This is a genomic window from Paenibacillus sp. JT22N1 (assembly GCF_059692155.1).
This window is the reverse complement of sequence record NZ_JCAUAW010000019.1, coordinates 1-13581: the sequence shown is the minus strand read 5'-3', so window position 1 is coordinate 13581 and position 13581 is coordinate 1. Positions and strand designations below refer to the sequence as shown.

General features: G+C 45.5%; 11 protein-coding genes. 5 read left to right on the top strand and 6 right to left on the bottom strand.

The features are described 5' to 3' along the window. The first annotated feature begins 18 nt into the window (after window positions 1-18). A complete protein-coding gene (gene atzF, locus AC58UU_RS29880; protein ID WP_497320983.1) occupies window positions 19-1785 on the top strand; it encodes an allophanate hydrolase in 1767 nt (588 codons plus the stop codon). On the opposite strand, the gene AC58UU_RS29875 is transcribed toward atzF, so the two are convergent. The 5 genes from AC58UU_RS29875 to AC58UU_RS29855 form a co-directional block, all read right to left on the bottom strand. After that, window positions 1780-2061 carry a hypothetical protein gene (locus tag AC58UU_RS29875; RefSeq protein WP_497320981.1) on the bottom strand — a complete coding sequence of 94 codons (282 nt, stop codon included), beginning with the start codon at window positions 2059-2061 and terminating at the stop codon, window positions 1780-1782. The genes atzF and AC58UU_RS29875 overlap by 6 nt on opposite strands. Before the next feature lie 32 nt (window positions 2062-2093). Next, on the bottom strand, window positions 2094-2594 hold the full coding sequence (locus AC58UU_RS29870; RefSeq protein ID WP_497320979.1) for a PIG-L family deacetylase: 501 nt from the start codon (window positions 2592-2594) through the stop codon (window positions 2094-2096). Then, the gene (locus AC58UU_RS29865; protein WP_497320977.1) at window positions 2591-3685 is read right to left on the bottom strand and encodes a glycosyltransferase; all 1095 of its coding nucleotides are present in this window, start codon (window positions 3683-3685) and stop codon (window positions 2591-2593) included. The genes AC58UU_RS29870 and AC58UU_RS29865 overlap by 4 nt, the downstream gene beginning before the upstream one ends. A gap of 820 nt (window positions 3686-4505) precedes the next feature. Beyond that, window positions 4506-5702: an MFS transporter gene (locus tag AC58UU_RS29860; RefSeq protein ID WP_497320975.1), complete on the bottom strand. Its 1197-nt coding sequence runs from the start codon at window positions 5700-5702 to the stop codon at window positions 4506-4508. A 133-nt stretch (window positions 5703-5835) separates the two neighbouring features. Beyond that, window positions 5836-6117, bottom strand: coding sequence for an ArsR/SmtB family transcription factor (locus AC58UU_RS29855; RefSeq protein WP_497320973.1), 282 nt, complete (start codon window positions 6115-6117; stop codon window positions 5836-5838). Between the two features lie 487 nt (window positions 6118-6604). Between AC58UU_RS29855 and AC58UU_RS29850 the strand changes: the two genes are divergently transcribed. From AC58UU_RS29850 to AC58UU_RS29835, 4 genes are all read left to right on the top strand, one after another. After that, complete coding sequence (locus tag AC58UU_RS29850; RefSeq protein WP_497320971.1) at window positions 6605-9280, top strand: YhgE/Pip family protein; 2676 nt, start codon at window positions 6605-6607, stop codon at window positions 9278-9280. Window positions 9281-9394: 114 nt separating this feature from the next. Continuing rightward, window positions 9395-9937 (top strand): hypothetical protein, encoded by a 543-nt coding sequence (locus AC58UU_RS29845; RefSeq protein ID WP_497320969.1) that lies wholly within the window; start codon window positions 9395-9397, stop codon window positions 9935-9937. Between the two features lie 208 nt (window positions 9938-10145). Beyond that, complete coding sequence (locus AC58UU_RS29840) at window positions 10146-10820, top strand: phosphatase PAP2 family protein (protein WP_497320967.1); 675 nt, start codon at window positions 10146-10148, stop codon at window positions 10818-10820. Beyond that, on the top strand, window positions 10817-11998 hold the full coding sequence (locus tag AC58UU_RS29835; protein WP_171645071.1) for an MGDG synthase family glycosyltransferase: 1182 nt from the start codon (window positions 10817-10819) through the stop codon (window positions 11996-11998). The genes AC58UU_RS29840 and AC58UU_RS29835 overlap by 4 nt, the downstream gene beginning before the upstream one ends. Before the next feature lie 301 nt (window positions 11999-12299). Here the strand turns inward: AC58UU_RS29835 and AC58UU_RS29830 are convergent, their stop codons facing one another. Then, window positions 12300-13208 carry an ArsR/SmtB family transcription factor gene (locus AC58UU_RS29830; protein WP_497320965.1) on the bottom strand — a complete coding sequence of 303 codons (909 nt, stop codon included), beginning with the start codon at window positions 13206-13208 and terminating at the stop codon, window positions 12300-12302. Window positions 13209-13581: the final 373 nt, after the last annotated feature.

The following is a 13581-nucleotide window of genomic DNA, read 5'->3' as shown; positions in this document are numbered from 1 at the left end:
GGAGAGAGGTGTCTGTAGATGACTGAAAGTGTCGGAGTAGCAAAGGAATTAACTATCAATTGGCTTCGGGATAAGTATGAAAAACAAGAATTAACTCCGCATGATGTAATAGCGGCTATTGTGCAGCGCTCTTCGGATGATGCGGAGATGAATATTTGGATTACACCGCCGACGATGGATGTCATTCAGCCTTACCTAGAAAGATTAAAAATGGTTTCTATGGCTGATGCGCCGCTGTGGGGAATTCCATTTGCGATCAAGGATAACATTGATCTGGCAGGTGTGCCGACGACAGCTGGCTGCGCGGAGTATGCGTATACGCCGAAGGAACACTCGGGCGTCGTGGAAAGATTGATTGCCGCAGGAGCGATTCCGGTCGGCAAGACGAACTTGGACCAATTCGCGACGGGACTTGTCGGCGCGAGAAGTCCTTACGGTGACGCGCATAACGCGCTTCGCCCGGAACTGATCAGCGGCGGCTCGAGCTCTGGCTCAGCCGTTTCGGTAGCTCGAGGCCAAGCGGCGTTCTCGCTTGGCACGGACACAGCAGGCTCGGGCCGCGTGCCAGCTGCTTTGAATCGACTGGTTGGCTATAAGCCGAGTCTCGGCGCGTGGCCAACCAAAGGGGTAGTGCCTGCCTGTGCGAGTTTAGACTGTGTAACCGTCTTCGCGCACAGCTTAGATGACGCGCTCGCCGTAGACGGCGTAGTGCGCGGGCTTCACGCGGATGACCCTTGGTCACGAAGTGTAACAAGGGAAGCGGCTAAGCTTCCGGCTAAATTCTTCTTGCCGGAGGGTCCTTTAGGTTTCTACGGACCTTATGCTGCGGAGTACAGCGCTGCATGGGACGCTGCTGTTGAGAAATTAACGGGATTAAGTGTTAATTTGAACATTCCTGTTGCATATATCGATGTTACGTTGTTCGCCGAAGCGGCGGCGATTCTGTATGAGGGCCCATGGGTGGCCGAACGTTGGGCGGCCTTGGGCAGCTTTATTGAAGCCAATCCGGGCATCGCGTACCCAGTCACGGAAAAGATTCTCCGCTCGGGCTCAGCTGCGGAGTACGATGCTGCATCCGTTTTTCACGCTATGCATAAGTTGCAGCAGTTCAAGCTGGAAGCTCGTAAACTGCTGAAGGATGCCGTGCTTGTCATGCCAACCTGCGGTGGGACATGGATGCGCGAGCAAGTGCTGGCTGACCCGATTAGTACGAATCGGGATATGGGGCGCTACACGAATCATTGCAATTTGCTTGATTTGTGCGGGGTTGCTGTGCCGGCGGGTGATGCGGCTCCGCAGACGCCTTTTGGCATCACGTTCTTCGCGCTCGCTGAAGAGGAGAGCTTGATCTGCGGCGCAGCCGAGCTGTTCGTGGCGGCGGATGAGGTTGCCGTGGCAGCGGTGCCGACGACGCTAGTCGCGGTCTGTGGCTTACACATGCGCGGCTACCCGCTGGAGAAGCAAATGCTAGGCTGTGGAGCACGGTTCATCCGTGAGGATGAGACCGCAGCGAAGTACAGCCTAGTGAAACTGCCAACCACGCCGGCGAAGCCGGGGCTTGTGAAGCAGCAGCAGGGCGGCGCAGCCATCCTGCTGGAGGTTTGGGAAATGCCGCTGGAGGCATTCGGCGGCTTTGCGGCTGCGATCCCAGCTCCGCTGGGGATCGGGAAGGTTGAGCTCCGGGACGGCACGGAGGTCCCGGGCTTCGTTTGTGAAGCTTACGCGGCCGCAGGCGCGGAAGATGTAACAGCTTTGCGCACATGGCGCAAAGTGGTGCCTTTATAACAGGCGGGTTGCGCCTGCCTGCTGCTGAGTTTTTGGTTCAAGTCGGAGAGGCACGGCCAATGAATCATATCGAAATTGAGAAGACCGGATAAAGCCTTCGCTTATTCGGTCTTCTTTATTTTCAGCGAACAGTAGTGTTCTGCATTTGTTTGTCCCATCGTCATTTCCTATATTGATTATCGTCACCGTTGCCGGAGCGGCCGCTATTATCGAGCCCCGCCTATATAGGGAAAACAAAAAAACTTGCCAAGTTTTTTTCTTAATAGTTTTTTTCATTAGGGAACTCTCCCGCAAAGCATGACATCCAATTAGCGTACTTGCTTTATGCTTTCACATTGAATATAGTTCTTTAACCAATCAATATCCTGACTTTTATAATATTTAAGCAGTTTTCGTTTTTTTCTTATTAAGGTTTTATCTAATTTCTTTTCAGAGATATCGAACACATAGAAATTCTTGTCTACTAGAGAGTGAACAAGATTCGATATAACTTGATGCTGAGTATGCCCATATTCACCTTCCAAGTTATGGGTGACAACTTTTTCAACGGGCTTGCGTGCGAGTACCTCTGTTAAATCTGACGTTAACCGCGGACGATCAAAATCACCGTCCCATTTATCTGGATACTTCCACATTTCATATTCCGCATTCACCCTCTTCATCACCTTCTCAAACTCCTTGCTTCTTACCTTGTTGTCACCGTTTGTTACACAAATAACCAACCAACCATTTTCTTGTATGAGCTGTGTCCCGCCAAATATCGTCTCATCATCCGGATGTGCAACAATCATAATTTTATTGTAGTTCATAAGCCTGCATCCCCAACCTTTTCCTTATACATTTCGCAGATTTTATTAGTTACCCGGGATATTTCCATCTGTTCGCTTATGCGCTGTCTCAATTCTTTACTCCAGTAATGATTTTCGTTTTTAAAGAGTAAACCTTGTATAACTGCCTTCGTCATATTATTTTCATCCAAGGGTAGAAGACGTTTATGGTCACAGAAATAATATTTAATAGCTTTTTTGAAATTGTCTGGTGTAACCAAACCAAATACTCCCTTGGTACCAACAGCAATCACAGGGCGTTCACAAGAAATGGCTTCCAACGCAACTCGTCCTGTCCCCACAACGTAATCACTTATCGAATACACGGCCGACATATCGATTCGGTTTCCAATATATTGGATCTGTTTTGATTTTATGGACTGGTTAATGCTTTTATCGATTTTGTTGGCTTTCATACCACCTCCAGCGATCAGAACATGCATATCTGGAAATACCTTTAATGCTTCTATAACACATGTCCTCAACAAATACTTGCAAATCTCATACTTCTCATATTCCAATCTGCTAGCGTACAGTAGGACTTTGGCTTCCGTGGGAATGTTTAACTGTTCTCTGAGGTTTGATTTTTTCGCACTAAATTCCTCCATATCAATTCCATTTGAGTGAAGCGACGATTTGATACCATGCTTTTGTAACCATTTCTGAACAGGTGTACTAACACTAATCATGGTAGGTTTATTTGACGATCTATTGATGAGCCTGCGCAGTACCGAAGGATCATAGTATGTTCCGTGAATCGTGTAAACTAAATGAATATCATATTTCTTGGAAATTTTCGCGGCATAGTTGCCACTGGTCTCCAAATGGGCATGGATCATATTGATTTTATTTATTCGAACCCAATCTTCGAATTTTTTTCTGCCATTTTCAAAGTTGTAGATCGTGCAGGAAAGTTTTCTAAACTCGCTTTCCAGAGGTCCCGGTTTTCCTGCTACAAATACGGTCACACCTCGATTTAACAGTGCTTTTGTAAGGGATAGGACATGAGTTTCTGTGCCTCCGATATCAAAAGCATCAAGCATCATAAGCACCCTTATATCTTGTTCTTCCAAAACCTCCATCTCCCTTATATCATAAGATTTATTTACCTATAGGTTTAGAAATTCAAAATTCAGAAGAAGTAATATTAGCCTTTAGCGCTTTTTTCTTGACGCTTCTGACGTGTGCAACTGGAGCAGTTAGTAGAGTGGGACAAAATTTATCTTTAACTGTGCACGTGTAGATATGCTCAGGAACAGGAACACAATGATGGCAGTTAATGATTTCAATCGGATAGATAATTTGAACTATTTGTGGATGATAAAAATCTCTATAAACGACTTTGGTGGGATCTACAACCTGACTAGTAGGACATTTAGGGCAAGGCATCAGTTCAACTCTCTTGTTTACTTCAATCTATAACGTTATATTATGTCCACCCCGATAACCGTGCTTGTTTGTTTGTTACGGGGATATATGTACAAAAACCATTGTTTTGTGAATATGTATGAGCCAATTTTTCGGTAAGTTGGGTATCTATTTCGAGTAAATTCCAGAAAAACGAAGAACGGCTCTCTTGTAAACAATGCAAACAGAGCTGTTTTTTTTGACATTGTTCCACGGAATGAAAATCCGGTATTATGGTCATTTTTCGCCTGTCGGCCGGTTCATTTTGTTGCCCAAGAGGGAATCGCGAGGGGACAAAGCATTGCCGATTTTCGACCAAACGCCACTGTTGAACCGAATGCTATTAGGCTCGCGCTAGATTTGGATTACAGACAGTTTTATTGGAACTTTATGACTATCATGACAGACTAAAAAGGATAATCCAAAGCTCCATAAGAGTCGGATTATCCTTTTTAGTCTTTTTCCAATGCAGCCTCTAGATATTTCTTATGCTCTTTGCAACGATTCAACTGAAGATTCAGCAGTAGCATTGCTTCCAGCACTTGATCGTCTGAAAGATAAGATTGTAATGACCATAGCAATCCCAACACCGATCGCTCCGATCCAAGTAACGGACGCAAGAGATATTTGTCCAACTACAACGCCACCGACTCCAGCGCCGGCGGCCATCGCAAGCTGCATAACCGAGCTGTTCAGACTGAGCATAATACCTGAAGATTCTGGGGCTAGTGTAACTAAATTATATTGCTGTGTAGGCCCTGACGACCAAGCGGCGAAAGACCACAAGATAAGCAATGGAAATACGACACTGGGTGAGTGTGCGGCCAAAGTTAACAAAATAAGGGTGATTACATGTAACAGCATACCCGAAGTCAGTGTTCGCTTAACTCCCCATCGATCCGTGCTGTAGCCTCCGAGTTTGGAGCCAATAAGGCTGGCTATACCGAATGCAAACAAGGCGGTACTCAGCGTTTTCTCACCCATACCGGTAATCGTTAAAAGATAAGGTGAAATGTACGTATAGGCAATTGAATAACCGCCTAGCCAAAAGAAACTAACTGACAAGGCCATAGCCATTTTTGGATTTTTCAACATTGCCAATTGTTTGCGCAGCGGTATAGCGGCTTCTCCCTGTAAGGAAGGAATGGTTAGGGCGATAACGACCATCGCGAGTAGACCCAGGGCACCGATTCCTCCAAACACCATTTTCCAATCGTATGAAGCGGCAATCATTCTACCCAGTGGGACTCCGACGATCAAAGAGGCAGTGAAGCCCATAATGACAGTTGCGATCGCACTGGCCTGTTTTCCCTGAGGAGCGATCATAGCCGCGATACTCAATGAAGTAACAACGACGACCCCGGCTCCGAGAGCCATCAAGACTCGAGCGCTGACGAACAGTCCGAACCCCGGCATGACAAAGGCCAACCCATTAGCGATGACGAACAAACCAAGCGCATAGAAGAGCAGCTTACGCCTGTTCCAGCCTGAGGTTAAGGCCATGATGATCGGAGTGCCGATCGCGTAGACTAGAGAGAAAACGGTAATCAGTTGGCCTGCAGCCACTAATGAAATATCCATCGAGCTCGATATTTTATCCAGAATTCCCGCTATAATGAACTCCGATGTTCCGACTAAAAAACTAAGGAGTGCTAAGATGTGAATTTTCCATGTTTTTGACATTCTGATAACCTCTTTCATTCTATATTTTTATATTTCTAAATCCATTGAAATATGGATCAAAAAAATACATTTGCAGCAGATATGAGGGGGTATTTTTATATTTCTAAATATGTAGAAATATAAAGCGAAAAAATTAATCGAGCAAGTAAGGTACGAATTTTTTAGCGTTTTCCCAATTCACGGTGAAGTATACGAACGTTCCTTTTTTCTGGGAGTCAAGCAGTCCGCAGTCTGTTAATTGTTTCAAATGATGAGACAGTGTGGATAAGGCCACTGATTCCAAACGGTTTTCAAGTTCTGCGGGGCATAAATTACTTTCTTTGACCAGGATCTCAAAAATTTTGTAGCGAGTAGGTTCGCCTAACGCTTTATGAACTTTCACCGCTTGCTTGGCTTCCATACTGACATCAACCATCGAAGTTTGCTCCTTTCTTGCTGTTTCTATATTTATCGAAATAAGAATAGCATGCCTTTGTGTAAAAGTAAATACCTCCGCGTGTTGAGTTGCAACCAGCGCTGTGGGCTTGTACCGCTGAATGCACTGCGATGAGAAAGAATAGGCCGAGAAGGCATTTTCCGAGCTTAAAGAATAACTCACATAGCCTCCCTCTTTTCTCGACTCATGCTGAATATATTAGACTTATCCACAAAGTTACACACAGTATCAACATGTCCACAGAGCAGGCTGTGTATAATAAATCAGACAATCTATACACATATCCACAGGACAACTTACCCACAGCCATGAAGGTTTCTAACATTGAGGAGAACTCCTTCCGATGGATTCCCTAGGGGGATTTTGGATATTCTTATGAATGGTCTTCACTAATATGGTAAATAAGTGTATGGTAACTTAGGTGCAAGGTAACATTAACCATATCGTTGAAAGTTGTGGAGGTATTATGAAGAAAATTTTGAGCATTTATTTAACGGATCTTAGGAACTTGTGGAAAGTGCCCACAGGTCTTTTTCTTATGATTGCACTAGCTATTTTACCATCCGTGTATGCCTGGATTAATCTAGAGGCGATGTGGGATCCCTATGCCAATACGTCTGGTATTAAAATTGCGGTAACAAGTAAAGACCAGGGGGCAGTTGTCAAGGATAAAGCCATTAACATTGGTAATGAAGTTGTGGATAATTTGAAAAATAATCATTCTCTTGGTTGGACGTTTGTGAACGAGCAGGAGGCTCTGGACGGTGTTGAAAAAGGGGATTATTACGCAAGTTTGATCATACCGGACGATTTTTCGCGAAAAATAACAAGTATTGTGGATGGATCGATGGAAAAGCCAGAGATTTTATACACGGTAAATGAGAAAATCAATGCGGTTGCGCCTAAAATTACGAGCAAAGGCGCTTCTAGTGTGACCGCGCAAATCAGCGAAAATTTTATTAAAACGGTGAGCACGTCTATATTGACGCGAATGAAAGAGCTTGGTATCGATTTGGAGAAAGAGTTACCGACCATTCGGAATATGGAGTCACGGATCTTTGAGTTGGAAAAGCGCTTGCCGGATATTACGGCTATGGGTGATAAGGCGCTTGAGATCGAGCAGAAGCTGCCCGAAATCAAGGAAAAGGGGCAGAAAATCGTCGAGCTCGAGAAACGGATTCCCGAAATGGATCGGGCTGGTGATACGATTCTAAAGATTGAAGAGCGTTGGCCAAAGATTGAATCAGCTGCGCAAGAGGTATTGGTCATTCAGCAAAAACTGCCGGAGATTCAGCTGGCCGCTGATCGTATCGCAGAACTAGATCAGAACTTCGGCAAGGTCGAAGAGGCTCTAAACACTGCGATTGATAAATCTCGCAAGGCGGATGAAATTGTTACCGCGGCGTTAAACGCTCTGCCTAAAGTAGAGGCCATTGCTGCACAAGGTGGTGCGTTTGCAAGCCAATTGGCCAACTTTTTACAAAATAATGATGCGGCGTTCCAAGCGCTTATCCCTGTCGTTAAGCAGAATTTGATATTGCTTCAGCAGACAGCGGATGCGGTAACGCAGCTTACTGGATTGCTCCAGGATGCTAATCTTGACCCGCAGAAAGCTTTGGCTGCTATAGGGCTGCTCACGGATCGCCTTACTACAGGCGTGGCGGTCATTGACCGAACAGTCGACCTGCTTACGCGTTTGAACACTTACTTACCGAATGGTCCGCTTACCGACTCCATAGACCGTTTGAACAGTGTCAAATCCAAGTTCAATAACCAACTTCAAACGTTAAGTAAGCTCCAATCGGCCATACAGCGCGGGGAGAAACCAGCGAAAGACCTTGTGGATAATTTGAATGCATTGTCCAAAGAGTCGAGCAGCGCATTAGGCAGCATCTTGTCACGCTATGACTCGGAAATTGTCCCGAACATCACCAAGGCGCTGGGTCAACTGAAGTCTATCGCCCAAAACTCAGCCACTGTACTGCAGACACTACAATCTCAACTGCCGAACATCAAAGAGATCTTAGTGGATGCGCAGAGCGGCATTCATTTCGCGCAAGCTCAGCTTGATATGCTGCAAAAGGATCTGCCGAATATCCGAGCGAAGGTACATGAAGCGTCAACGACCCTTCAAACCAAAATGACCGAGTTCACCAACGCAATCAATGAAGCCGCGCCGTTCGTTCGTAATGATCTTCCCAAGGTTGAGCAAAAGCTGCATGAGGCAGCAGACTTTGTGCGCAATGATTTGCCAGCGGCTGAGGATGAAATCCGTAAATTATCCGATCTGTACCAGACGAAATTTCCGGAGGTTGAGAGTGCCGTTCATCTAGCGGCCAACCTTGTGCGCAATGATCTGCCAGAATTTGAGGCGGCTGTCCGCAAGGCTGCGGATCAAATCCGTAAGGTGGAAGGCGGGGGTAGTATCGAAGAAATTCTGAGACTGCTGCAAAATGATATTCAGAAGCAAAGCGATTTCCTCGCGAATCCTGTTTTGATTAAAGAGGATAGGCGTTTTCCTATTCCGAACTATGGGTCGGCGATGTCGCCCTTTTATACAACGCTATCCCTGTGGGTAGGCGCAATGCTGCTCGTTTCGATGATGAGAGTGGATGTGGATAACCCGGACGGCCTGCTGAAGCCGCACCATATCTACTTTGGACGTATGCTCATCTTCCTGACGGTTGGGTGTCTCCAAGCAATCATCGTCACGCTCGGCGATATGTACCTCTTGGGCACATATGTTGTGGATAAGTTCTGGTTCATTCTGTTCGCGATTCTTATCAGCAAAGTGTTCATAACCATCACATATACATTAGTCTCCGTATTCGGGAACATAGGCAAAGGCATTGCGATTATCTTTCTTGTACTTCAGTTTTCCAGCTCCGGCGGCACGTTCCCGGTTAGCACGGCATCGCCTTTTTTCCAAAAGCTTAACCCGCTCGTGCCGTTCACTTATGCGGTAGGTATCATGCGCGAGGCGGTTGGGGGTATGCTGCTCTCCGTGGTACTTAGAGATGCGTTCTTCCTCTGTTTATTCATTGCGATTTGCTACGTCATTGCTCTGGCGCTGAAAAAGCCGCTCAGCGGCTATACCCAGAAAGTTGCGGAGAAGGCGAAGCAGACAAAGCTGATTTCTTGAAGGTTGTTACGCATTTTTTGATGCTGATCCTAGCCTGTTCGTGAAACGGATTTTTACATAATTTTGCAACAATTACCAGTCGAATCCGTCTTATTTAAAAAAGGCGGTGTTGGCTTGAACAAACTAATCATATGGATAGTTCTTCTTGTGTTTCTATTTCCCGCAAATACTTATGCGCTATCCTGTGCGCAAATGCCATCGATGGAGCAGGCTTATGAACAATATGATGGTATCATTATTGGTCTTGTTGAGGGTGTTGTTCGCAAAAAGGCGAGTAATCAAATTCAATTAACAGTCGTAAAAAGCTTTAAAGGTATTGAGGAACATACAATCAATGTGGATGAGGACATCACATGGGGATCACTTAACGGGCCAAGTGAGAAAGGAGTGCACTATCTCCTTTTTCTAAAAAAGAAAGGGAACGAATGGGGAAACCCGCTTTGCTCACCTTCCAAAAAGCTTGCCGATGCCTCCAAAGAGCTCGACTACTTGAAAGATAAAGAGATCCCATTGAAAGAGGCTAGTGCTACAACGGAATCTTTCATAGGAGACAATATGTCTAATCGTTGGATTGTCATCGCCATCTTTGTTGGCTTGACCGGGGCTATCTTATATAGAATTCTACGTTATAAGAAGCGATCTAACAGAAATAAATAAGCATTTACTTACTTCCCATAGCCTTTTAGACTTGTGCCTTAGTCACAGGTCTTTTCTGTGTATTTTTCCTTTTTGCAAAATAGAACTTAGACTTTGGTCTAGGTTTTTTCGCGACCTTTGGCTAACGAAAGACAGTACCTTAGTGCGTTAAGAACTTTTTGGATCTCTTTTATAATGAAGATAACGTAAAGGAGAGCGAGGAATTGATGTGAAAAAAACTTCGTGGTGGTCGTATATAATGGCTTGCAGCGGCTTGCTATTGATCCCCCTAGTGGGTCTCATCTACATTCATCTGAATCAGGCGGACGGGGTGGCTTACAGCTTAGTTACTGATCTAGATCGGCAAATTCCGTTTATGAAGAGCTTCGTTATACCTTATCTGTCTTGGTATGGGTTTCTGTTGGTTGGGTTCTTATATTTGGCTTATAAGGATCGCAGCATGTACTATAAAACACTTTTTCAGTTCATAATGGGTCTTCTCCTGTGCTATGGGGTATATGCTATATATCAGACGACTGTTCCTCGGCCGGAGCTAACCGGAAACGATTGGCTGCTGCGGATGGTACAGTGGGTGTATCGCTCAGATCAACCTTTTAACTGTTTTCCAAGTACACACGTGTTAACTTCGTATTTAATGATGAAAGCCTATTTAAGATCAACAGCTATATCTTGGCCTTATAAAATAACCGTTTCGAGCATGTCATTGCTCATTATTGTATCGACGCTGCTCGTAAAGCAGCATGTTCTTCTGGATATCGTGGGTGCTGTATTGGTTTCTGAGGGTGTTGTGTACGTCGTGGAACGTTTTAGAATTGGTTTGCTGAAAGAATCGGTGGCTGTGAATACGCAGCAGCGAAAGTTCGAAGGGGGACTTAGAAGATGAAACGTAGGGACAAACTATTAATCCTGACAGGCAGCCTAGGGGACGGGCATAATAAAGCAGCGCAAGCGATTCTGGAAGCTGCACGGTTTTATAAACCGGATGTGGACGTGAAGGTGGTTGATTTCTTGGAGTGGACGCATCCTTACCTGCATTCGGTGGGCAAATACTGCTATATGCAGTGGGTGAAAAGTCTGCCTTCGGTTTACGGGTATTTGTACCGCAAGACGCGAGAGGATAATACATTGTCCCATATGTTTAAAAAGATGAAATCATTCAGCACCGATAGGATGCTGGAACTGCTGCAAGAAGAGGAACCGACGGAAGTGGTGTGCACCTTTCCAGGAGCGGCCGCGGCGATGTCATACTTAAAATGCAACGGACTAACCACGGTGCCTACTGTGACAGTGATGACCGATTATACGGATCACAGTTACTGGGTTCATCCCGGTACGGATCGTTATCTGGTTGGTGCCGAGCATGTGAAGCAATCGCTTCTGCGTTACCGAATTCCGGAGCAGCGTATCATAGTGACGGGGATTCCGATTCGAATGCCTTTCACACAAACGTATGATCGCAATGAACTTCGTGATAAGCATGGTTTGCATCGTGATATGCCTACTGTACTGGTAATGGGCGGCGGGCATGGCTTGATTGGCAAGCAGTTCAAGTCTGTGCTGCAATCAGATGATTTGGCGGTGCCAGTGCAGTTTGTATTCGTATGCGGGCGCAACGAGAAGCTGAAGCAGCAGCTAGAGGAGGAGCTGGGCGGCGAGAAAACACGCCATCGCGTGATGGTCACAGGATTCGTGGATCATGTCCACGAGCTGATGGCTTTATCCGATCTGATCGTGACGAAGCCGGGAGGACTTACCGTTTCCGAGGCGCTGGCACTCGAGCTACCGATGATGCTGTACAAGCCGATACCTGGTCAAGAGCAGGATAATGCGGCATTTCTTGTAGGCCTTGGAGCGGCAATTGAAGTGAAGAATGCAGTGGAGCTGAAAAGACAATTGCTTGAGGTTATCGCCAACCAGTCTTTGTTGGTAAGACTTAAGAAGAATGCCAAGCTTAGTCAGCAGAACCAAGATGCTCTTCACACACTGAATGCGATATTGGATACTCACCATCATTTCATTCCTGCACTTGATGGCCTGCAGCTAGCCTATGCAAATGTGTGATACTTTGAGCTATCTACAACGTATGTAAAGTTAGCTTTGTTTCGGAGCCCCTTTGTCCCTCTTTTTCTCCTTCAAAAAGCACCGTAATTTGGCTCGAATTGTATAGGTGCTTTTTACTGTCAAGTTTAGTGTCAATGTGGGGATTTCCAGATTGTTTCAAATTTAGATTTATGAATCGGAGATCTGCTTGACATGTTGTTATTGTCAATGTGAATAGAAAACTCCGTGAAAGTGGGCCGCGACTGACTGCCGTTTCGACCCGTACATGGGCCCAGCGCAGCACCCGGCGCCACGGTCGGCGCTACTTGTCCTCATGCATCGTAACCACGATGTCTTGCTCATAATTTCCAAATTGCTTGCCGAACAACGTAATGCCGCCGCAGATTGTGGAGTCTTCTAAGGATGCAATTCGAAAATGTATGTCTTTTGCGAAAGAAATATCTAAGTCTTGGATGGTGATGTCGGAAATCTTCGTTCCGTCCAAGAAGGAGCCTTGCGGATTGACGGTGATGATTTTCAAAAGACCATGCTGAGTGAAACCATTTCCCCACCAAACCGGGGATAGCACGCCTCTTTGCTTTCCAAAATCACCAGGGCTCGTCCACTGACCAAGGGGAGTTTCGTTGATAAAGAAAGAAATATCGGATGGCCAATTCTCGTTAAACCCCGGGGCCTCGGAACAGATTTCAAAAGAAATTTCCATCGAGCGAAGCTTCTGATTGCTGTGAAAAAAGTTAGGGATTCTATATTCGACATAACCACTCCCGAACCAGAGGATGCCGGCATGCACATGCTGGGGATCCGCGAAATATCTGGGGTCATCAATGACGCCAATAATTTGTGTAGGCGAAGCAAGACCGCACGTAGGCCTTACCTCGAAGGATGAGTATTGGCCAACCGGAATTGAAATCGTATTCGTCGGATGTTCATACGGTTTCTTTGCTTTGAACTGAAGCATCGCTTGCTCGAGCTGCAGATAACATACTTTCTGTGTCCCTCGAACACCTGTCATACTTTCGGACGTAACAATTCCGGCTTGTTCTAGCTTCTGTATATGCTTAGTCACAATAGCGGATGAAATCTCCAGCCGATGTGATAATTGTTTGATATTCAAAGGCTCTTCACCCAGCAGCTCAATGATTTTCACTCTGGTCTCCGAGGAGAAACATTCTAGGAAGAACATATTTTTGGTCGAAACCTCAATTTGCATAGTGGGACCTCATTCTAATGTTTTTATTCATTGTATAACTTGTAGGTTAATTAAACAACGTTAAAACTGTGTTTAAACAGCGTAATTTGCTTAACTTGCACATATCAGACTAATGAATATCCCTAAGCCCGCCGAAATGTTGTATTTTGTGCAACAATTCGAAGACTTCTTTGGACAAATTGGCTTTTTGTTGTACCGCGTACAACATTTTGGTGGGAATCACTCGGATATAGGTGTTTTGAGCTCAAATTGTTGTACGAGACGGCTAGGCCCCCTAATTCCGGAGTCTTCCCGTTAAAAAAACCAATTTTCGTAAGATTGCTTCTATTTGCAAACAATTACATCGCTTTATAGAATATCGATCGGTCCTCCA

Excerpts from the sequence above, each read along its gene's own strand:
- AC58UU_RS29870 (WP_497320979.1), bottom strand. The coding sequence starts at position 2,594 with ATGAACTACAATAAAATTATGATTGTTGCACATCCGGATGATGAGACG.
- atzF (WP_497320983.1), top strand. The coding sequence starts at position 19 with ATGACTGAAAGTGTCGGAGTAGCAAAGGAATTAACTATCAATTGGCTT.
- AC58UU_RS29830 (WP_497320965.1), bottom strand. The coding sequence starts at position 13,208 with ATGCAAATTGAGGTTTCGACCAAAAATATGTTCTTCCTAGAATGTTTC.
- AC58UU_RS29855 (WP_497320973.1), bottom strand. The coding sequence starts at position 6,117 with ATGGTTGATGTCAGTATGGAAGCCAAGCAAGCGGTGAAAGTTCATAAA.
- AC58UU_RS29835 (WP_171645071.1), top strand. The coding sequence starts at position 10,817 with ATGAAACGTAGGGACAAACTATTAATCCTGACAGGCAGCCTAGGGGAC.
- AC58UU_RS29850 (WP_497320971.1), top strand. The coding sequence starts at position 6,605 with ATGAAGAAAATTTTGAGCATTTATTTAACGGATCTTAGGAACTTGTGG.
- AC58UU_RS29875 (WP_497320981.1), bottom strand. The coding sequence starts at position 2,061 with ATGAAAAAAACTATTAAGAAAAAAACTTGGCAAGTTTTTTTGTTTTCC.
- AC58UU_RS29860 (WP_497320975.1), bottom strand. The coding sequence starts at position 5,702 with ATGTCAAAAACATGGAAAATTCACATCTTAGCACTCCTTAGTTTTTTA.